The sequence below is a fragment of the Klebsiella grimontii genome (assembly GCF_900200035.1).
Classification (GTDB): domain Bacteria; phylum Pseudomonadota; class Gammaproteobacteria; order Enterobacterales; family Enterobacteriaceae; genus Klebsiella; species Klebsiella grimontii.
Genome location: NZ_FZTC01000045.1, coordinates 129,452 through 149,526, shown reverse-complemented (window position 1 = coordinate 149,526; position 20,075 = coordinate 129,452). Strand labels below are relative to the sequence as shown.

Below are 20,075 nucleotides of genomic sequence, written 5' to 3'. Positions count from 1 at the left end.
AACAGAATTTGCCTGGCGGCAGTAGCGCGGTGGTCCCACCTGACCCCATGCCGAACTCAGAAGTGAAACGCCGTAGCGCCGATGGTAGTGTGGGGTCTCCCCATGTGAGAGTAGGGAACTGCCAGGCATCAAATTAAGTGTGCTGATATGGCTCAGTTGGTAGAGCGCACCCTTGGTAAGGGTGAGGTCCCCAGTTCGACTCTGGGTATCAGCACCAGTTTTTTAGGTTAAAGTTCGGCGATTTGAAAAGAATTTGCCTGGCAACGATAGCGCGGTGGTCCCACCTGACCCCATGCCGAACTCAGAAGTGAAACGCCGTAGCGCCGATGGTAGTGTGGGGTCTCCCCATGTGAGAGTAGGGCATTGCCAGGCATCAAATAAGTGAAAAGCCCATCCTGACGGATGGGCTTTTTGCGTTTTTGCGTCCACGAAAAAATCATATCCGGCAATGACGTTTCATCCGCTCGCTGTTATCCGAGGGAGCTTTGTCCGGGCTTCAGCAGCGGGCAATACAGTTTAAGCATCGTGGGGCTTACCTTCGGGGAAAGCGGTACCGGATATGACTCCGGTACCTGTCATGTCAGAGAAGAGAAAGGAATTAACGCGTCAATGCCACGATACCGAGCGTCAGACCAGCTATCGCGGCTGCGCCTCCGGCAATCGCGCCAGCAGTTTCCCAGTTATCCTGGGTCGTTCCTTTCATACAGGTATTGGTGTGGACTAATCTACCTTCAGAATCATAAACCGGCACACACGGAGAGTCGTGCGCACAGCCGGCGAGCAGCGTTGCCAGCAATGCCACTATAATAAATTTATTCATGATGTTACCTCTAAATAATCCGCTTCGCTGTATTGGAGAACCCATACACCTACGGAACGGTTTATTTTATCATCAGCAATACAGGGCGCCGCTAGAGTAAATAATCTCAATTTATGAGTAACGTAAATATCGTGAAGAAAGTCAGAAGACGATAGATAAATAATGTGTATGGGAAACCGCGGCAATTATTAAAAATTAATAAATACATTTAATATCATCAGGATAGTTACCGATACGCAGACGAAAAAAAAGCACCAGAAAGGTGCCTTTAGATAAGAGTATTTACTCTGCGTGTTTCGTAAAACGGCGTCTTACCACCACGAAGAAGACGGGGACGAAGAAGATAGCCAGCAATGTCGCCATCAGCATTCCGCCCATAACGCCGGTACCGACCGCGTTTTGGGCGCCGCTGCCGGCTCCGTGGCTAATTACCAGAGGCAGAACCCCCAGGATAAAGGCCAGCGAAGTCATCAGGATAGGGCGTAAACGCATACGAGATGCTTCAAGTGTGGCTTCGATAATTCCTTTGCCTTCCTTATCCATCAGGTCTTTCGCAAACTCAACGATAAGAATAGCGTTTTTCGCAGACAGGCCGATAGTTGTTAATAAACCCACCTGGAAATAAACGTCATTATTAAGCCCACGTAACGACGCTGCCAGCAGTGCTCCAACCACCCCTAATGGAACGACGAGCATGACGGAGAAGGGAATAGACCAGCTTTCATAAAGCGCCGCAAGACACAAAAAGACAACGATAAGTGAAATGGCATATAAAGCTGGCGCCTGATTACCGGATAAACGTTCTTGATAAGACATCCCCGTCCAGTCGTAGCCGATCCCAGTAGGAAGCTTGCTGGCCAATTGCTCCATTAAAATCATCGCATCACCGGTACTTTTCCCGGGCGCCGCTTCGCCAAGCATTTCCATAGAGGGCAAACCATTGTAGCGCTCCAGTCGCGGGGAGCCATAAACCCAGCGCGAAGTCACAAAAGCGGAGAACGGGACCATTTCGCCATTCGCGCTGCGGACGTACATATTATTGATATCGCTCGGCAGCATACGGAATTTTGCATCGGCCTGAACGTAGACTTTTTTCACTCGCCCATGGTCAATAAAGTCGTTGACGTAATATCCCCCCAGCGCCGCGGAAATGGTCTCATTGATATCGGATAGCGAAATACCCAGAGCCTGAGCTTTCTCCTGATCGACATCCAGCTTGAATTGCGGCGTGTCTTCGAGCCCATTCGGGCGAACGCGTACCAGCTGATCCGGATGCTCTCTCACCATACCAAGGAGCTGATTACGGGCCTGGGTTAGCGCGCTATGGCCGAGGTTGCCCTGATCGATAAGCTCAAAGTCAAAACCCGTGGCCGTACCCAGCTCGATAATAGCCGGCAGGTTGAAAGGGAAGACCATGGCATCTTTAATCTGGCTGAAGGCGGCGGTTGCTCGTTTGATGATGGCCTCAACGCCATTTTCGGAACCACTGCGTTCTTCCCATGGCTTCAGGCTGACAAACGCCATACCGGAGTTTTGGCCCTGACCGCTAAAGCTAAAGCCGTTAACGGTAAAGACGCTTTCAACGTTCGCCTTCTCTTTATGCAGGTAGTAATCGGTAACCGTATCGAGCACTTTTTGCGTGCGCTCCTGCGTTGCGCCTGAAGGCAGTTGGATCATGGTCATAAATACCCCCTGATCCTCATCCGGCAAGAAGGAGGTGGGCAGGCGCACAAAGAGCACGGCCATACCCACAACGATCAGCAAATAGATGATGAGATAGCGTCCGGTACAGCGCAGGATCCCACTAACGCTGTTAGTGTAGTGGCTCACGCTACGATCGAATTTCGCGTTAAACCAACCAAAAAATCCTTTTTTCTCATGATGATCGGCTGATGCGGGTTTCAATAATGTAGCGCAAAGCGCGGGGGTCAGGATCAGCGCCACCAGTACGGACAGCGCCATGGCGGAGACGATGGTGATAGAGAATTGCCGATAAATCGCTCCCGTAGAACCGCCAAAGAAGGCCATCGGGACAAACACCGCCGAGAGCACCATGGCAATGCCAACCAGCGCCCCCTGTATTTGCGCCATCGATTTTTCCGTCGCCTCTTTTGGCGGAAGCTTCTCTTCAACCATGACGCGTTCGACGTTTTCCACCACCACGATAGCATCGTCGACCAGAAGGCCTATTGCCAGCACCATGCCAAACATGGTTAGCGTATTGATGGAGTAACCGAACGTTGCCAGGACGGCAAAGGTGCCGAGCAGGACGACCGGAACCGCAATAGTGGGGATCAGCGTGGCCCGGATATTCTGTAAAAACAGGTACATTACCAGGAAGACGAGGATAATCGCCTCAAACAGCGTCTTCACGACCTCATGAATTGAGATTTTCACAAACGGCGTGGTGTCGTAAGGATAGACGACCTTCATCCCCTGGGGGAAGTATGGCTGCAGTTCGGCAAGCTTCGCTTTAATCGCAGCGGCAGTATCGAGGGCATTGGCGCCGGTAGCGAGTTTAATTCCCAAGCCTGAAGCCGGTTTTCCATTGATTTTAGCGACAACGTTGTAGTTCTCACCACCCAGCTCAATACGCGCCACATCTTTCAGATGCACCACTGAGCCATCCGCGTTCACGCGCAGCGTCACTTTGCCAAACTCTGCCGGGTCTTTCAGCCGTGTCTGAGCAATGATGGAGGCGTTTAGCTGCTGGCCTTTAAGGGCTGGCGTACCGCCAAGCTGGCCTGCTGCAATCTGATCGTTCTGTATCTGTAGCTGGTTAATGACGTCGACAGGCGTGAGGTTGTACTTATTCAGGAGATTGCCGTCCAGCCAGACGCGCATTGCATACTGCGCCCCGAAGAGCTGTACATCGCCAACGCCGTTAAGGCGGCTGATGGTATCTTTGACGTTCGATGCGACATAGTCAGAGATATCATCCTGAGTGGTGCTGGCGTTATCGGAGATGAATCCAGCAACCATCAAGAAGCTACTGCTTGATTTCTCGACGCTAATCCCCTGCTGCTGTACTTCCTGAGGCAGAAGCGGCGTCGCCAGCTGGAGTTTATTCTGCACCTGAACTTGCGCAATATCCGGATCCGTACCCGACGTAAAGGTCAGAGTGATGGTCACGCCGCCTGCAGAATCGCTGGTTGAGGACATGTACATCAGGTTATCGATACCGTTCATGTTCTGTTCGATAACCTGAGTCACCGTATCCTGAACGGTTTGCGCGTCCGCACCCGGATAGGTTGCGGAGATCGCCACCGCTGGCGGCGCGATAGTCGGGTATTGTGCAATCGGTAGCTGCATAATCGCGAGGCCACCAGCAATCATCATGATGATCGCCAGCACCCAGGCGAAGACCGGTCGATGAATAAAAAACTTAGACATAGGGATTTGTACCTTATTGCGCGACGGACGTCGCGGTATCCTCTTCGGCCTTCACGGTGACGCCGGGACGTACTTTCTGCAGACCGCTGACGATAACTTTTTCACCGGCTTTCAGACCGCTGGTGACTAACCACTTATCGCCAATCGCCTGCGCAGCGGTGACAGCCCGCGTTTCCACCTGGTTTTTGTCATTAACGAGCATCACGCTGGCCTCGCCGCGCGGCGTGCGGGTGACTCCCTGCTGGGGAACGAGAATGGCATTCGGCGACACGCCTTCATCAATGCGGGCGCGAACAAACATTCCTGGCAGCAAAGCGTGCTGTGGGTTAGGGAAAATCGCGCGTAGCGTAATTGAGCCGGTGCTCTCATCCACGGTGACATCAGAAAACTGTAAAGCGCCCTGAAGCGTATAAGGCTGACCGTTTTCCATAATCAACTGCACGTTTTTGGTGTCATTGCCGTGCTGCAGACTTTCCTGTTTCAGGCGCATGAAATCATTACTGGATTCGGTAACGTCCACATAAATGGGGTCGAGCTGCTGTACCGTCGCCATCGCGTCGGCCTGACCGTTCGTCACCAGGGCGCCTTCGGTCACGCTCGATTTGCCGATACGGCCGCTGATGGGAGAGGTCACTTTGGTGTAGGCCAGATTAATACGCGCGCTTTCCACGGCTGCTTTTGCAGCGATAACATCGGCATCAGCCTGGCGTGCGGTCGCCACCGCCTGATCGTACTCTTGCTGGCTGATATATTTTGTGCCGAGAAGAGGCGCGTAGCGTTTTACCGTTAAATGGGCGATGGCGGCTGCGGCCTCCGCTTTCGCTTCATCGCCCTTTGTGCTGTTGTAAGCTGCCTGATAGGTCGCCGGATCGATTTGATAAAGCGACTGTCCTGCGCTGACATCGCTACCTTCGACAAAGTTACGCTGCAGGATTATTCCATTCACCTGCGGGCGGACTTCCGCGACGCGGTAGGCTGATGTGCGGCCGGGTAGCTCCGTGGTGACGGATAGCGGCGCGCTGTGTACCACATAAACGGAAACCTGGGGTATCTGTGCATGTGGTTGCCCATCGCCTGAATTATCGCAACCGCTGAGCAAGATAGCCGAGATGATAAGGCTGGATAAAAGTGTAACCCTGACATGAGGTGTCATTGCTGTTCCTTATAGATTATGAGCCTGACTTGGCCACGAATCTGTGCAAGAAATAATGAATTAAAATGCGGTTTGTTATCCTACAAATAAAAAACGGTGGATGTAAGACATAGTTATTTTTTATCCATCAGCAAGGCACGTAAAAACAAAATATCAGGGATTATGTTTTTAGAATGATCTCAAATTAAAATTTGCTTACATTGATATTTAATTCATGAATGAATTGGGATTAATTATTTGTTGTATGTATTTATTTTATTTTAGTTTGAGATTTATCTTATCTGTATTTTTGCTAAACAATATTGATTGTCAGATGCTAGGTTTATACCTATTCAGCTATTTCCCACACTCTCAATCTGGCGTTGAGTGGAGCACCGTATGCCTAGAAGAACGAAAGAAGATGCGCTAAAGACCCGGCAGCTTCTGATTGAGTCCGCCATTCAGCAGTTTGCCCTACGCGGCGTGACCAGCACCACCTTAGCCGATATTGCTGATGCTGCTGGCGTCACGCGCGGAGCGGTATACTGGCACTTTGCGAGCAAAGCGGAGCTATTTAATGAAATGTGGCAACAGCAGCTGCCGCTACGCGACCTGCTTCAGCATGAATTTAACCTTAAAGACGATCAGGATCCACTCAGCACGCTACGAGAAAAATTTATTATTGGTTTACAATATATCGCCAATAATCCCCGTCAGCGTGCGTTGATGCAAATTCTGTATCAGAAATGTGAGTTTTCCAGCGACATGATGCCGGAAGCTGAGATTCGTAAGAGAATTGGATTTAGTTATCCGATTATTGGCGGGATTTTGCAGCTCTGTATTCGTAACGGATTATTACCAGCGGAAACGAATGTTGAAGTTTCATTAATTGTTTTACACAGCGCGTTTACCGGTATTATTAAAAACTGGCTGGTGGAGCCGGGACAATTTGATCTGTATCGCCAGGCGCCCGCTTTGGTTGATAATATTATGTCGATCCTTTGTGGGACTACACGACAGCTGGCGACAGTGAGCCATTACAATCAATGAAATAAAAAAGGCGCTTCCCCATGCCGAAGAGCGCCTTTTATATCAAACATTTAACTGATTAGTATCAGTTCATGCCGTATTTTTTCAATTTTTTACGCAGAGTACCACGGTTGATGCCCATCATCAGGGCAGCACGGGTCTGGTTACCGCGGGTGTATTGCATCACCATGTCCAACAGGGGCTGTTCTACTTCAGCCAGTACCAGCTCATACAGATCATTAACATCCTGACCGTTCAGTTGAGCAAAATAGTTCTTCAGTGCCTGTTTAACCGAGTCACGCAGGGGCTTTTGAGTCACCTGATCCTGAGAGTTAACGGTAGAAACGGTCAGTACGTCAGAATTTACGCGTTGTTCGAACATAGTTCTGTCAGCTCTTTATTTCTATTACGCAAAATTTTCGAAGTATGCCTCCAACGCCTCCAGCTGTTCGCTGGAATCTTCTATGGCGTTGAATGTGCGCCGAAACTGGTCATCTGGAGCGTGTTCCTGCAGATACCAGGATACGTGTTTGCGTGCGATTCGGTACCCTTTTGCCTGGCCATAAAAGCCATGCAGTTCCCGAACGTGTGCACAAAGCAAGCGCTTAACCTCTGCCAACGGCAGCGGGGGCAGCAGCTCTCCAGTGTCCAGATAGTGCTGGATTTCCCGAAAGATCCAGGGTCTTCCCTGAGCGGCACGGCCTATCATAAGGGCATCTGCCCCCGTATAGTCGAGCACAGCTCTGGCTTTAAGCGGGTCAGTAATGTCGCCATTCGCGATAACCGGAATGGAAACTTTCTGCTTAACTGCCCGAATACTGTCGTACTCAGCATCTCCGTTAAACAAGCAGGCGCGCGTGCGTCCGTGAATAGTCAGAGCCTGAATGCCACATTCTTCAGCCAGTTGGGCAATTTCTACACAGTTACGGTGTTCCGGTTCCCAACCGGTGCGAATCTTGAGAGTTACGGGAACGTCCACTGCTTTGACGACCGCCGTCAGGATGGACTTCACCTGGTCGGGGTACTGCAAGAGGGCTGAACCTGCAAGCTTACGATTCACCTTTTTAGCCGGACACCCCATATTGATATCAATAATCTGGGCGCCGCTTTCCACGTTAATACGGGCGGCTGCAGCCATCTCTTCCGGCACGCTGCCGGCGATTTGCACGGTACGAATACCGGGCTCATCAACGTGCACCATCCGTAAGCGGGACTTGTCGCTCTCCCAAACCTGCGGGTTGGAGGACATCATCTCGGATACGGTCAATCCTGCTCCCATCTCGTAACACAACGTCCGGAATGGTCTGTCAGTAATGCCAGCCATAGGCGCTGCGATGAGTCGATTCCTGAGCTGGTAGTGTCCGATGCGCATGAGTTAAGAAATGACCATACTGTGACTGCAAGGCGGCGTATATTACGCATTTTTTGCACGAGATGAAAGGCCAAACTTTGAGCAATCCTCTGCGGTGGATCAAAGAATCGCCGTGAAGATTAGCGTCCATGAATAATTAGCTTTATAAATCATTGCATTAAAAATATGTGATGAATTTATCTACACATATAATTTTGTCTAACTTCTCATTTTTTCTTCCCGGAGCCGGCTGCGGGCAAGATAATCTGCTGAAGAAATCAGCAAATTACCTTGGCTTTATGTGAGTTAGCTCTCATTTCAGAACATGATCGTGAAGCATCTCTGATGTTTACTCTATGACCACGCGACCGTTCAGCGGCTGTACCGGACGATTGTTATCGTGATGCATAGCGTGGCTGAATTTTGCCAGCTGCGCTGAAGAAAGGGTCAGGGGATGCTTAAGCACAATCCAGGTTACCCCTTCTGAACAAGGCGGAGTGGTCAGAGAGCCGCTAAAGCGCCAGTAGGTTTTATCTACGGGAAGCAGGACGTTGAGATCCATTTGCGTGACAATTTTAGCCGTCTGCTCAGCCTGCTCGGGCATGGTGGCCCACAGCTTGTTCAGTTCTGTATTTTCCGCGCCCTGCTCGAACATCACCGCCACCACGGCGACGGCGCCTTTAGCGTTCTTATGTACCAGATGCATCTCCATCGCATAGTGCTTGCCGTGGACCGTGTTTTCGCTCGGGGCATGGAAATGGAACTGCTGGAGGATAAATGGCGTACCGTCAATCGTAATGGTGTCCGCTGTCGTGGTCTTTAGCGCCGCCTGGATGGTATGGCCATTATTAATGAGCGTGATTGGGCCATCGATGTAGTGCGTATCCAGCGGTGAAAGGTGGGTTTTGAACGTGGCATCGATGTTGATGGGGGATTGGTTCATGCCGTTCTGGCAGGTTTTATACTCCTCATTGAGCGCCCCCCAGTGTTCCGGCGAACCTTCGCCTTCATAGCTCCAGTGGGAAGCGAAAACCGTAACGGGCATCATGCTTAACGCCAACAATGCCGCCTTGCCTAAAGATGTTTTCATATAATTCGTCCGATGAATAGAATGATGATTTTATTGGTAACTACAATACGTTACCTCATCATCTTATTCTTATTGAGCGCAAGATTATGTACAGAAAACGCGAAAAGTTGTGGCCTGCGATGAGGCCACAAGGAGAGATTACTTTTTATAACCGGTAATCCGGCACCACTCCTCTTTTTCCACGACGGGATCGAGCTCAAAGAGCTCGGCGTAGGCTTCACAAACGCTTTCCGCCTGGCTGGCAAGGATACCGGAAAGCCCCAGCAGACCGCCTGTAACCGGCAGCACGCTGATAAGAGGGGCCAGCTCGCGTAATGGGCCAGCCAGAATGTTGGCGACCACCACATCGGCTTTCATCGCCTCTGGCTGATCCTTGGGCAGATAAAGTTCCAGGCGTTCAGAGACCCCGTTACGTTCGGCATTATCGCGGCTGGCCTGAATGGCCTGCGGATCGATATCAATACCGATAGCTTTCGCCGCGCCCAGCTTTAATGCCGCGATAGCCAGAATGCCTGAGCCGCAGCCAAAATCGATAATCGTTTTACCCGCGAGATCGAGTCCATCCAGCCACTGCAGGCACATCGCGGTGGTGGGATGCGTACCGGTACCAAACGCCAGGCCCGGGTCGAGCATCACGTTCACGGCGTTTTCATCCGGAACATCGCGCCAGCTCGGGCAAATCCACAGTCGTTGACCAAAGCACATAGGGTGGAAGTTATCCATCCACTCGCGCTCCCAGTCTTTATCTTCCAGTTGTTCGATTTTATGCACGAAACCGACGCCCAACAGCGGATGCTGCTGCAGAATGGCGACCACCTCTGCCATATCGGTTTCGGCGTCAAACAGACCGATAACGTCCGTATCGCCCCACAGACGGGTTTCACCCGGTAGAGGTTCGAATACCGGCGTATCGTGAGTATCCTGGAAAGTAATGGAAACGGAACCCGCTTCCATCAGCGCATCACTCAGCTCTTCCGCGTTCGCGCCGGTAGTATTCAATTTCAGTTGGATCCATGGCATGGCAAAACTCTTTATTTATCAGTAGTCAATACGGCGGCTTGCGGGGCGGAGGTACCGAACCGGTTTCCGACCAGGAAAGCCAATAAGCTTAACAGCAACGAGGGCACTATCGGATGGAAGCCCAGGTACTGAAGATTAAAAGTGGCGAGTATGGCATAGAGTACGCCGCCGACGATCATCGCGCTCAATGCGCCTGTTGCATTCGCCCGTTCCCAGTACAGACCCAGAACCAGCGGCCATAAGAACACGGCCTCAAGGCCGCCGAACGCCAGCAGGTTGAGCCAGATGATCATCTCAGGCGGACGCCAGGCGGCCAGCATCATCAGGATCCCCAGCACCAGCGTGGCGATCGTTGAGATCCGCTTTAGCTTCTGTTCATTATGTTTTTTCGTCGGCTGAGCGCTGAGCCAAAGATCTTTAATGATCGTAGCTGAAGCCTGCAATAAATGGGCATTGACGTTCGACATGATCGCGGCCATCGGGGCCGCCAGAAACAGACCCGCAGCCCAGGGGGGGAGAACCTGCACCATCAGGGTCGGGATAACCTGATCCGGGACGGTCAGGTGGGGCAAAACGGCTCTACCCAGCGCGCCGGCCAGATGCATACCAAACATCAGGATCGCGACAACGATGGTACCGATGATGATGCCGCGGTGCACCGCTTTACTATCTTTATAAGAGATGCAGCGCACGGCGGTGTGCGGCAGGCCGATAACCCCGAAGCACACCAGAACCCAGAAGGAGGTCATAAATGCCGGAGTGAGGATATCGTTCGCTCCGTGCGGCGATACCAGCTTCGGGTCGATATGCTGCAGCGTATCCACGGCGTTATGCAATCCGCCTGCCGCGTGTACGACGCCAACCAGCAAGACGATGGTGCCGATCAGCATGACCATACCTTGCATCGTGTCGTTGAGGACGCTGGCGCGGAAGCCGCCGAAGGCGGTGTACAGCGCGATAGTGATGCCGAAGATCAGCAGGCCCGTTTCATATTTGATGCCGGCGGCGGTTTCCAGCAGGCGGGCGCCGCCGATAAACTGCACGGCAATCGCCCCGACAAAGGCGACCAGTAGGCTTACGCTCGCTATCCAGACGACCGCGCGGCTTTGGTAGCGCGCCTGTAGCATATCGTTAAGGGTAATCGCGTTATAGCGCCGCGCCAGAATGGCGAACTTTTTGCCGAGTATCCCTAATGACAGCCAGATTGTTGGCACCTGAATCATCGCCAGCAGCACCCAGCCAAGTCCATATTTATAGGCGGCTCCCGGCCCGCCGATAAAAGAACTGGCGCTGATATAGGTGGCGGTTAGCGTCATTGCGAGAACGAAGCCGCCCATCGAACGGCTACCGAGAAAGTATTCGCTGAGAAAGCTGCCGCTGCTGCGTTTGCGCATCGCGTAAATCGACAGACCAAACACGACCAACAGGTAAACGAGCAGTACAACGATGATTTCAAACTGCATCGTTATCCTCCAGGGAAATATCGCGGAAGATGAAACGCACCATCGCCCAGCACAGCAGAATAAACACCAGCGGTACCAGCAGGCAGGCCATTTCAAACCAGTGCGGCAGACCGGTGATACCAATACCGACGCCCGGCAGATAGGCGGCAGCCAGCCAGGCCGCAAGGTAGAGAAGGGTTAGCCACAGCGCCCAGCGCGCCTCTTTATGGGCCTGAACAAAACGCTTGTCCATTTTTTGTCCCCTGAGGATGAAGAAAGCGGGGATTGTACCGCATGGCAAAGAGGAGGGGAGAGAAAAAGAAAAAAGGCCGGGTTATCCGGCCTTTTGCAACGATGGCAGAATTACTTCTCCTGCAATCCGAGTTTTTTCTCCAGATAGTGGATATTGGTGCCACCATTCTGGAAATGCTCGTCGTTCATGATGCGAATCTGCAGATCAACGTTGGTTTTGATGCCGTCGATAATCAGCTCCTGCAGCGCATTCTTCATGCGGGCAATCGCGACATCACGGTTTTCGCCATAGCAGATCAGCTTCCCGATCATGGAGTCATAGTACGGAGGCACGGTGTAGCCTGCGTAGATATGAGACTCCCAGCGCACGCCAAAACCGCCCGGCGCGTGGAAGCGGGTAATTTTACCCGGGCTCGGCAGGAAGGTATTCGGGTCTTCGGCGTTGATACGGCATTCCACCGCATGGCCTTTAACCACAACTTCTTCCTGCTTGATGGACAGCGGCTGCCCTGCAGCGATACGCAGCTGTTCTTTAATCAGGTCGACGCCGGTGATCATTTCGGTTACCGGATGTTCAACCTGAATACGGGTGTTCATTTCGATGAAATAGAACTCGCCGTTTTCGAACAGGAACTCAAAAGTACCCGCGCCGCGATAGCCGATATCGACGCACGCTTTGGAGCAACGCTCGCCGATATAGCGACGCAGTTCCGGCGTAATGCCCGGTGCTGGCGCCTCTTCGACCACTTTCTGGTGACGACGCTGCATGGAGCAGTCGCGCTCAGCCAGATAGATAGCGTTACCCTGGCCGTCAGCCAGTACCTGGATCTCGATGTGACGAGGATTCTCCAGGTATTTCTCCATATACACCATGTCGTTGTTGAAAGCGGCTTTCGCTTCCGCTTTGGTCATGGAGATGGATTGCGCCAGCTCAGCATCGCTGCGCACGACGCGCATACCGCGACCGCCGCCGCCGCCGGAGGCTTTGATAATCACCGGGTAGCCAATGCGTTTTGCATGAGCGCGGTTAACGTCCATATCTTCGCCCAGCGGGCCGTCAGAGCCCGGTACGGTCGGAACGCCGGCTTTCTTCATCGCGGTGATAGCCGACACTTTATCGCCCATCAGGCGGATGGTGTCAGCTTTCGGACCGATAAAGATAAAGCCGGAACGCTCAACCTGCTCAGCGAAGTTTGCGTTTTCGGACAAAAATCCGTAACCCGGGTGAATAGCCACCGCGCCGGTGATTTCAGCAGCGCTGATAATCGCCGGGATATTAAGGTAGCTTTTTACGGACGGCGCCGGGCCGATACAGACCGTCTCATCCGCTAACAATACGTGTTTTAAATCGCGATCCGCCGTTGAGTGCACAGCAACGGTCTTGATGCCCAGTTCTTTACAGGCACGCAGGATACGCAATGCAATCTCGCCGCGGTTGGCGATAACAATTTTATCCAGCATGTTCGCCTCGTTATTCGATGACGACCAGTGGCTCGTCAAATTCTACCGGTTGACCACTTTCGACCAGAATGGCTTTCACCACGCCGGATTTATCGGCTTCGATCTGGTTCATCATTTTCATGGCTTCAACGATGCACAGGGTATCGCCCGCGTTAACTTTCTGACCGATTTCGATGAAGGCTTTCGCGTCCGGGCTCGGGGTGCGGTAGAAAGTACCAACCATTGGGGAACGTACGATGTGGCCACTGATTTCCGCTGCCGCAGGGGCTTCCATTGCTGGCGTTGCCGCAGAGGCGACTGCGTTAGACAGCGCTGGCTGTTGCTGCATCATCGGTGCGGCATAAGCCTGTTGCATCACCGGGAAACCTGCGTTTGGCGCGGCACGGCTGATGCGTACAGACTCTTCGCCTTCAGAAATTTCCAGTTCGGAGATGCCTGATTCTTCAACCAGCTCGATCAGTTTTTTAATCTTACGAATATCCATGAGTGGGTTCCGTACTCTTTGTTTAGTGTGATTGTGACAGGCGTGTTAGCACCGTCTGTAAAGCATATGAATTACTGCTGTTGCAAGATGCCGCGCTTCTTCAGAAGCCGACAGGTTAAGCCTCCGATGCTCGAAAGCAAAAAGCGAAACTTATCGGCCAATATGCGGCTATCTTCTGCCATTCTCGGGTAAAAAACAAAATATACCTTCGATGCGCGATTGTCACCTTTTCGGGACTCAAAAAGCCCGTCAGGAAAACCAAAGTCGCACATTATAACGATTTCGTAGCAATTGGCAGCTAAATACTGGTCTTATCAGGGAAGATTATCAACCGCTATCGTGAAAAGAGTGGCGGTTGATAAAAGAACTGCGGGAAACTGCACATATCCGGAATTAGCGCCACCACTGGCGGAACTTCTTGTATCGCCATGCCAGAAGCAGGACCGCCAGCAGCGCATAAATTATCGGTTGCGGGGATAAAATCTTCACCGACCACAGGTAGTGGATGGGGGCGAGGATCGCGACAACATAGACGAAGTTATGCAATGTTTGCCAGCGACGCCCCAATTTTCGCTGCATCGCTTGCGTTGACGTCGCCGCCAGCGCCAGCAGAATCAGCCAGCTGATTAACCCCAGCGTCAGGTAGGGGCGGGTGAACACTTCTGTACCCAATAGCGTCAGATTGTTAATCCCAAGTTCGAGCAGCGTATAGCTGGTCAAATGCAGCGTTGCCCAGGCAAAGCACCATAAACCGAGTAAACGCCGGGTGCGTATCAATAACGGCTGTTTAGCGTAGCGCGCCAGCGGCGAAACAAGCAAGGTAGCCAGCAGGAATTTAAGAGCCATCCTACCGGTGAAGTGCTGGATATCCTTTGCCGGATCGGCGCTGAAATACCCTTGATGCCCGGCCCAAAACAGCCAGACAAAAGGCAAAAAGCCGGCAAGATGGAGAAGCGCTTTCAGCCAGGTTATCTGCTTTACAGTCAGGCGCACTAGTAATTCTCCCGCAGGTTCAGGCCCCGGTAGAGCGAGGCCACTTCCTCGGCATAGCCGTTGAAGAGCAACGTTGGCTGGCGTTTGACGTCGAGTACGCCGCCTGCGCCGATAAAGCGCTCGGTTGCCTGCGACCAGCGGGGATGATCGACATGCGGGTTGACGTTGGCGTAGAAGCCATATTCCTCAGGCCCGGCGAGGTTCCAGGTGGTGGGGGGACGTTCACGAGTCAGTTCGATACTGACGATCGACTTTATCCCTTTGAAACCGTACTTCCAGGGAACGGTGAGTCGAACCGGCGCGCCGTTTTGCGGGGGCAGCGCTTTGCCATACACGCCGACGCTGAGCAGCGTCAGAGGATGCATGGCTTCATCGAGCCGCAGCCCTTCGACATAGGGATACGCCAGCCCGCCGCCGATAAAACGATCCTTCTGGCCCGGCATCTGCTCAGGCGCATAAAGCGTTTTAAACGCGACGTAGCGTGCATTGCTGGTGGGTTCGACCAGCGACAGCAGTTTATGTAGCGGGAAGCCGACCCACGGAATCACCATCGACCAGGCTTCGACGCAGCGCATGCGGTAAATTCTCTCCTCCAGCGGGAAACGGCTGGTCAGGTCGTCATGATCGAGCGTGAGGGGTTTTGCCACTTCACCGCCGATCGTTAGCGTCCAGGGGTTAGTGCGCAGGCTTCCGGCATTTGCCGCCGGATCGGCTTTATCCAGGCCGAACTCATAAAAGTTGTTGTAGCCTGATACCTTATCTTCCGGCGTTAACGTGAGATTGTTTTGCCATTGCGCCGGTTTATCGAACGTCAGCGCTTTACCCGCCGGTGCCGGCGGGCGGTCGTTGCCTTTAAACCAATCCAGCAGGTCAGCTTGCGCGGAGGGGGAGAGGGAAAGGGCGGTCGCGCTAATCCCCAGCATTTTCAGGACCTGGCGACGTTGCAACATAAAAACGGATTCTGCCGTCACGTCGGCTTCCGTCAGTTTTTTGGGTTTCATGGCATCCTCCGTCATGCGTTTTTCTTAGCATGGCGGAGGCGCAGCGTTATTGCGAATATGTCACGAAAAATTGCAGATTAGGCGATTTTGACCAGCGTGCGGCCCTGAATTTTATTGCTCATGATCTTATCGGCAAACGCAGGGGCTTCCGCGAGGGTGATTTCCGTTGCGCTTTGCGCGTAGAAAGATTCCGGGAGATCGCGAACCAGCCGCTGCCAGGCCTCGGCCCGGCGCGCGGGAGGGGTCATCACCGAGTCAACGCCCTGCAGGCGCACGTTACGCAGAATAAAGGGCATCACGGTAGTGGGCAGAGCAAAGCCGCCTGCCAGACCGCAGGCGGCGACGCAGCCGCCGTAGTTCATCTGCGCCAGTACTTTTGCCAGCACTTTATCGCCAACGGTGTCAACGGCACCGGCCCACAGCTGTTTTTCCAGCGGCCGGGTTTCGGCGAACTCATCGCGGCTAAGAATGCGCTGAGCGCCGAGGTTTTTAAGATATTCATGCGTGCTTTCGCGCCCGGAAACCGCCGCCACCTTGTACCCGAGATGATGCAGCAAAGCGACCGCGGTGCTGCCGACACCGCCGCTGGCCCCGGTGACCACCACTTCGCCGTCTTCAGGACGGATCCCGGCGTCTTCCAGCGCCATCACGCACAGCATCGCGGTGAAACCCGCGGTACCAATCACCATGGCTTTACGTCCATCCAGGCCTTGAGGCATCGCCACCAGCCAGTCGCCTTTAACGCGAGCGCGCTCCGCCAGACCGCCCCAGTGGTTTTCCCCCACGCCCCATCCGGTCAGCAGCACCTGCTGGCCGGCGTGGAAGCGAGGATCTTCGCTGCTGTGGACAAAACCGGCAAAATCGATGCCAGGAATCATCGGAAAGTTGCGGATAATTTTTCCTTTCCCGGTGATAGCCAGCGCATCTTTATAGTTGAGGCTGGACCATTGGACATCCACTGTCACATCGCCCTGTGGCAGCTGGCTGGCGTCAATGGTTTGCACCGAAGAGAGAGTTTTGCCATCCTGCTGTTCTAAGATTAAAGCCTGCATGCGCCGGTCCTCATAGGTTGGATGATTGGAAAATTTTTTCTGCAGACTATACTCGCTAACGGCATTATTACACCGACGTAACGCAATAAATTGCCAGATGCGCCAGCTTTGATAGTATGCGTCGCTCTTTAGAAAGTTAGTGCTTACTTTAGTTTAGGCGCCAGCACAGGAGCCCGGATGTTTATCGGGTAGTCATTCACACGCGGAGTTAACACAGGGATGCGATTAACGACGAAATTCTCAGCTTTTGTCACGTTGCTCACCGGCCTGACGATCTTTGTCACGCTGATTGGCGCTTCGCTGAGTTTTTATAACGGCATTCAGCTAAAAATGACTAACCGCGTTCAGGCGGTGGCGACGATGCTGGATAACCGTCTGGTCTCTATGTCCTTTGACCAGATTGAACCGCAGATGGATGAACTGATGACGCCGGTCGAAGCGGTGCGCGTTGATTTTCAGCTCAATGGCAAGTCGGTCTATAGCCATTCTCGCACCGATAACTATCGCCCTTTAGGCAGCAGCAAGCAGTTTCGCGCTATCACGGTCCCGTCGCTCAAACACCCAGGTATGGCTATCCATCTGGTATACCTGGATCCCATGGCCAATTACTTCCGTTCACTGCACGTCACCGCGCCGCTTTCCATCGCCATTGGTTTTATGGTGCTGATTATCTTTTTCTCCGTGCGCTGGATCCGTCGCCAGCTGGCGGGCCAGGAGCTACTGGAGCTTCGCACTGCGCGTATTCTTAATGGCGAACGTGGACCGCAGGTGCGCGGATCGGTACACGAGTGGCCAGCGAACACCAGTAGCGCGCTGGATATGCTGCTATCCGAACTTCAGTTCGCCAGCGATCAGCGAAGCCGCATGGATACCCTGATTCGTTCCTATGTCGCGCAGGATTCAAAAACCGGGCTGAGTAACCGATTATTTTTTGATAACCAGCTATCGACGCTGCTTGAAGATCAGGAGAAGGTGGGGTCATACGGCATCGTTATGATGATCCGCCTGCCGGATTTCGACCTGCTTCGCGATAACTGGGGGCGCGCGGCGACCGAAGAGCATTACTTTACGCTGATCAACATGCTTTCCACTTTCATCATGCGTTACCCTGGCGCGCTGCTGGCTCGCTACCATCGCAGCGATTTTGCCGTCTTGCTTCCGCATCGTACGTTAAAAGAGGCGGACAGCATTGCCGGGTTGCTATTGAAAGCCATGGACGCTCTGCCGCCGACGCGCATTCTCGATCGTGACGATATGATGCATATCGGGATCTGTGCTTTCCGTAGCGGGCAAACGGCGGCTCAGGTGATGGAACATGCGGAAGCGGCTACGCGCAATGCGGTGCTGCAGGGCAGCAATAGCTGGGCTGTCTATGATGACTCTCTGCCGGAGAAAGGGCGTGGCAACGTGCGCTGGCGTACCCTTATCGAGCAGATGCTCAGCCGAGGCGGGCCGCGACTTTACCAGAAACCGGCGGTGACTCGCGACGGTCGCGTACATCATCGCGAGCTAATGTGCCGTCTGTATGATGGCAAGGAAGAGGTGATTGCGGCGGAATATATGCCGATGGTGCTGCAGTTTGGCCTGGCGGAAGAGTATGACCGCCTGCAAATTACGCGACTGCTGCCGTTTTTAGGCTTCTGGCCGGAAGAAAACCTCGCGCTGCAAGTGACGGTTGAGTCTTTAATCCGCCCCCGATTCCAGCGCTGGCTGCGCGATACTTTGATGCAATGCGAAAAATCGCACCGTCGACGTATTATTTTTGAACTTGCAGAGGCGGATGTTTGTCAATATATCGGCCGCCTGCAGCCGGTTATGCGGTTGGTTAACGCTTTAGGTATTCGGATCGCCGTTGTTCAGGCCGGTCTGACGCTGGTTGGAACTAGCTGGATCAAGCAGCTCGACGTTGAAGTGATTAAGCTGCATTCGGGGTTATCGCGCAATATAGAAAAACGCAGTGAAAATCAGCTGCTGGTCCAGAGCCTGGTTGAGGCCTGTAAAGGAATGCCGGTTCAGGTTTTCGCAACCGGCGTGCTCAGCCGAAGCGAGTGGCAGGTGCTGTCTCAATGCGGTGTTACCGGCGGTCAGGGGGAATTTTTTGCCGCCTCACAGCCACTTGACACAAATGTGAAAAAATATTCGCAAAGATACTCTGTTTGATCTGCCGTTTAGCGTGATTTCACGTAGAATAATGCGCGCCATAGTGATGGGGGTGTGCTTGTCTACCTGCCGGATTGTCGCAATGTAAATGCCAGTGAATGACCTTTGACAGGTTGCAGATTCAAGCGCGGAGCGCTGCTGAAGATTTCTGCGTCGGACGGACTCAGTCAAATTTGTAACAAAGGTAACGAACTGCACTAATTTTCACCGCAGCAGATGATTTTTGCGCCTTGTCGCTGCTGCGCGTGGTTGGTAAAGTAAGCGGATTTTGTTTTCCGCCCCAGCTTTCAGGATTATCCCTTAGTATGTTAAAAAAATTTCGTGGCATGTTTTCCAATGACCTGTCCATTGACCTGGGTACCGCGAATACCCTGATTTATGTAAAAGGACAAGGCATCGTATTGAATGAGCCTTCCGTTGTGGCCATTCGTCAGGATCGTGCCGGATCGCCGAAAAGCGTCGCCGCTGTGGGTCATGAAGCGAAGCAGATGCTTGGGCGTACACCGGGCAACATTGCAGCTATTCGCCCAATGAAAGACGGCGTTATCGCCGACTTCTTCGTTACCGAAAAAATGCTCCAGCACTTTATTAAACAGGTGCACAGCAACAGCTTTATGCGTCCGAGCCCGCGCGTGCTGGTCTGCGTACCGGTTGGCGCGACCCAGGTTGAGCGTCGCGCGATTCGCGAATCCGCACAGGGCGCTGGCGCCCGTGAAGTCTTCCTGATTGAAGAGCCGATGGCGGCTGCGATCGGCGCCGGTCTGCCGGTCTCCGAAGCAACGGGTTCGATGGTTGTGGATATCGGCGGCGGTACCACTGAAGTGGCGGTTATCTCTCTGAACGGTGTGGTTTACTCCTCCTCCGTCCGTATCGGCGGCGACCGTTTTGACGAAGCCGTCATTAATTATGTCCGTCGTAACTATGGTTCCCTGATCGGCGAAGCGACTGCAGAACGTATTAAGCACGAGATCGGTTCCGCTTATCCGGGTGATGAAGTTCGCGAAATCGAAGTTCGCGGGCGTAACCTTGCTGAAGGCGTGCCGCGCGGCTTTACGCTGAACTCTAACGAAATCCTCGAAGCGCTGCAGGAGCCGTTGACCGGCATCGTCAGCGCGGTGATGGTCGCGCTGGAACAGTGCCCGCCGGAACTGGCTTCCGATATCTCCGAACGCGGAATGGTTCTGACCGGCGGTGGCGCACTGTTGCGCAACCTTGACCGTCTGTTAATGGAAGAGACAGGAATACCTGTCGTAGTTGCAGAAGATCCACTGACCTGCGTCGCTCGTGGCGGCGGCAAGGCACTGGAAATGATCGATATGCACGGCGGCGACTTGTTCAGCGAAGAGTAGTCAGCCTGAGATCCGGGTAGCTGGCCTACGGCTGCCCCGATCTTAA

Annotated in this window: 17 protein-coding genes, 1 tRNA gene and 2 rRNA genes; 6 read left to right on the top strand and 14 right to left on the bottom strand. The window is 53.2% G+C overall.

What is annotated here, in order from left to right:
• Positions 1–11 precede the first annotated feature (11 nt).
• From rrf (KOSB73_RS28130) to rrf (KOSB73_RS28120), 3 genes are all read left to right on the top strand, one after another.
• A 5S ribosomal RNA gene (gene rrf, locus KOSB73_RS28130) occupies positions 12–127 on the top strand.
• A 14-nt stretch (positions 128–141) separates the two neighbouring features.
• Positions 142–217 (top strand) — tRNA-Thr (locus KOSB73_RS28125).
• Between the two features lie 39 nt (positions 218–256).
• Positions 257–372 (top strand): 5S ribosomal RNA (gene rrf / locus KOSB73_RS28120).
• A gap of 226 nt (positions 373–598) precedes the next feature.
• Here the strand turns inward: rrf (KOSB73_RS28120) and KOSB73_RS28115 are convergent.
• The 3 genes from KOSB73_RS28115 to KOSB73_RS28105 all read right to left on the bottom strand — a co-directional run bounded on the left by KOSB73_RS28115 (position 599) and on the right by KOSB73_RS28105 (position 5,366).
• Positions 599–820, bottom strand: coding sequence for a putative periplasmic lipoprotein (locus tag KOSB73_RS28115; protein ID WP_004125860.1), 222 nt, complete (start codon positions 818–820; stop codon positions 599–601).
• Between the two features lie 282 nt (positions 821–1,102).
• A complete protein-coding gene (locus KOSB73_RS28110; RefSeq protein ID WP_024360646.1) occupies positions 1,103–4,213 on the bottom strand; it encodes an efflux RND transporter permease subunit in 3,111 nt (1,036 codons plus the stop codon).
• Positions 4,214–4,226: 13 nt separating this feature from the next.
• The gene (locus KOSB73_RS28105) at positions 4,227–5,366 is read right to left on the bottom strand and encodes an efflux RND transporter periplasmic adaptor subunit (RefSeq protein ID WP_004139667.1); all 1,140 of its coding nucleotides are present in this window, start codon (positions 5,364–5,366) and stop codon (positions 4,227–4,229) included.
• 378 nt (positions 5,367–5,744) lie between these two features.
• Between KOSB73_RS28105 and envR the strand changes: the two genes are divergently transcribed.
• Complete coding sequence (envR, locus tag KOSB73_RS28100; protein WP_049099696.1) at positions 5,745–6,395, top strand: acrEF/envCD operon transcriptional regulator; 651 nt, start codon at positions 5,745–5,747, stop codon at positions 6,393–6,395.
• A 64-nt stretch (positions 6,396–6,459) separates the two neighbouring features.
• On the opposite strand, the gene fis is transcribed toward envR, so the two are convergent.
• From fis to acuI, 11 genes are all read right to left on the bottom strand, one after another.
• On the bottom strand, positions 6,460–6,756 hold the full coding sequence (fis, locus tag KOSB73_RS28095) for a DNA-binding transcriptional regulator Fis (protein WP_000462905.1): 297 nt from the start codon (positions 6,754–6,756) through the stop codon (positions 6,460–6,462).
• Between the two features lie 24 nt (positions 6,757–6,780).
• The gene (gene dusB, locus KOSB73_RS28090) at positions 6,781–7,746 is read right to left on the bottom strand and encodes a tRNA dihydrouridine synthase DusB (protein ID WP_024360647.1); all 966 of its coding nucleotides are present in this window, start codon (positions 7,744–7,746) and stop codon (positions 6,781–6,783) included.
• Between the two features lie 328 nt (positions 7,747–8,074).
• Positions 8,075–8,815 (bottom strand): carbonic anhydrase, encoded by a 741-nt coding sequence (locus KOSB73_RS28085; protein WP_049086302.1) that lies wholly within the window; start codon positions 8,813–8,815, stop codon positions 8,075–8,077.
• Between the two features lie 138 nt (positions 8,816–8,953).
• Positions 8,954–9,835 (bottom strand): 50S ribosomal protein L11 methyltransferase, encoded by an 882-nt coding sequence (gene prmA / locus KOSB73_RS28080; RefSeq protein ID WP_049086303.1) that lies wholly within the window; start codon positions 9,833–9,835, stop codon positions 8,954–8,956.
• A gap of 11 nt (positions 9,836–9,846) precedes the next feature.
• Positions 9,847–11,298, bottom strand: coding sequence for a sodium/pantothenate symporter (gene panF, locus KOSB73_RS28075; RefSeq protein WP_004139683.1), 1,452 nt, complete (start codon positions 11,296–11,298; stop codon positions 9,847–9,849).
• Positions 11,288–11,530, bottom strand: a complete 243-nt coding sequence (locus tag KOSB73_RS28070; RefSeq protein WP_004139687.1) for a YhdT family protein — start codon at positions 11,528–11,530, stop codon at positions 11,288–11,290. The genes panF and KOSB73_RS28070 overlap by 11 nt, the downstream gene beginning before the upstream one ends.
• Positions 11,531–11,640: 110 nt before the next feature.
• Positions 11,641–12,990: an acetyl-CoA carboxylase biotin carboxylase subunit gene (accC, locus tag KOSB73_RS28065; RefSeq protein ID WP_004125846.1), complete on the bottom strand. Its 1,350-nt coding sequence runs from the start codon at positions 12,988–12,990 to the stop codon at positions 11,641–11,643.
• 10 nt (positions 12,991–13,000) lie between these two features.
• A complete protein-coding gene (gene accB / locus KOSB73_RS28060) occupies positions 13,001–13,474 on the bottom strand; it encodes an acetyl-CoA carboxylase biotin carboxyl carrier protein (RefSeq protein ID WP_004125844.1) in 474 nt (157 codons plus the stop codon).
• A gap of 393 nt (positions 13,475–13,867) precedes the next feature.
• The gene (gene msrQ / locus KOSB73_RS28045) at positions 13,868–14,467 is read right to left on the bottom strand and encodes a protein-methionine-sulfoxide reductase heme-binding subunit MsrQ (protein ID WP_004139694.1); all 600 of its coding nucleotides are present in this window, start codon (positions 14,465–14,467) and stop codon (positions 13,868–13,870) included.
• Positions 14,467–15,468, bottom strand: coding sequence for a protein-methionine-sulfoxide reductase catalytic subunit MsrP (gene msrP / locus KOSB73_RS28040; RefSeq protein WP_049086308.1), 1,002 nt, complete (start codon positions 15,466–15,468; stop codon positions 14,467–14,469). The genes msrQ and msrP overlap by 1 nt, the downstream gene beginning before the upstream one ends.
• Before the next feature lie 77 nt (positions 15,469–15,545).
• Positions 15,546–16,520, bottom strand: a complete 975-nt coding sequence (acuI, locus tag KOSB73_RS28035; protein ID WP_004139700.1) for an acrylyl-CoA reductase (NADPH) — start codon at positions 16,518–16,520, stop codon at positions 15,546–15,548.
• Between the two features lie 219 nt (positions 16,521–16,739).
• Here acuI and csrD point away from each other — a divergent pair, with 219 nt between their 5' ends.
• The gene (gene csrD / locus KOSB73_RS28030; RefSeq protein ID WP_004139703.1) at positions 16,740–18,680 is read left to right on the top strand and encodes an RNase E specificity factor CsrD; all 1,941 of its coding nucleotides are present in this window, start codon (positions 16,740–16,742) and stop codon (positions 18,678–18,680) included.
• 305 nt (positions 18,681–18,985) lie between these two features.
• Entirely contained in the window at positions 18,986–20,029 is a 1,044-nt protein-coding gene (mreB, locus tag KOSB73_RS28025) for a rod shape-determining protein MreB (RefSeq protein ID WP_002918653.1), read from the top strand.
• Positions 20,030–20,075: the final 46 nt, after the last annotated feature.

Excerpts from the sequence above, each read along its gene's own strand:
- prmA (WP_049086303.1), bottom strand. The coding sequence starts at position 9,835 with ATGCCATGGATCCAACTGAAATTGAATACTACCGGCGCGAACGCGGAA.
- KOSB73_RS28105 (WP_004139667.1), bottom strand. The coding sequence starts at position 5,366 with ATGACACCTCATGTCAGGGTTACACTTTTATCCAGCCTTATCATCTCG.
- mreB (WP_002918653.1), top strand. The coding sequence starts at position 18,986 with ATGTTAAAAAAATTTCGTGGCATGTTTTCCAATGACCTGTCCATTGAC.
- fis (WP_000462905.1), bottom strand. The coding sequence starts at position 6,756 with ATGTTCGAACAACGCGTAAATTCTGACGTACTGACCGTTTCTACCGTT.
- accC (WP_004125846.1), bottom strand. The coding sequence starts at position 12,990 with ATGCTGGATAAAATTGTTATCGCCAACCGCGGCGAGATTGCATTGCGT.
- KOSB73_RS28070 (WP_004139687.1), bottom strand. The coding sequence starts at position 11,530 with ATGGACAAGCGTTTTGTTCAGGCCCATAAAGAGGCGCGCTGGGCGCTG.
- KOSB73_RS28110 (WP_024360646.1), bottom strand. The coding sequence starts at position 4,213 with ATGTCTAAGTTTTTTATTCATCGACCGGTCTTCGCCTGGGTGCTGGCG.
- dusB (WP_024360647.1), bottom strand. The coding sequence starts at position 7,746 with ATGCGCATCGGACACTACCAGCTCAGGAATCGACTCATCGCAGCGCCT.
- acuI (WP_004139700.1), bottom strand. The coding sequence starts at position 16,520 with ATGCAGGCTTTAATCTTAGAACAGCAGGATGGCAAAACTCTCTCTTCG.
- accB (WP_004125844.1), bottom strand. The coding sequence starts at position 13,474 with ATGGATATTCGTAAGATTAAAAAACTGATCGAGCTGGTTGAAGAATCA.
- csrD (WP_004139703.1), top strand. The coding sequence starts at position 16,740 with ATGCGATTAACGACGAAATTCTCAGCTTTTGTCACGTTGCTCACCGGC.
- panF (WP_004139683.1), bottom strand. The coding sequence starts at position 11,298 with ATGCAGTTTGAAATCATCGTTGTACTGCTCGTTTACCTGTTGGTCGTG.
- envR (WP_049099696.1), top strand. The coding sequence starts at position 5,745 with ATGCCTAGAAGAACGAAAGAAGATGCGCTAAAGACCCGGCAGCTTCTG.
- msrP (WP_049086308.1), bottom strand. The coding sequence starts at position 15,468 with ATGAAACCCAAAAAACTGACGGAAGCCGACGTGACGGCAGAATCCGTT.
- KOSB73_RS28115 (WP_004125860.1), bottom strand. The coding sequence starts at position 820 with ATGAATAAATTTATTATAGTGGCATTGCTGGCAACGCTGCTCGCCGGC.
- KOSB73_RS28085 (WP_049086302.1), bottom strand. The coding sequence starts at position 8,815 with ATGAAAACATCTTTAGGCAAGGCGGCATTGTTGGCGTTAAGCATGATG.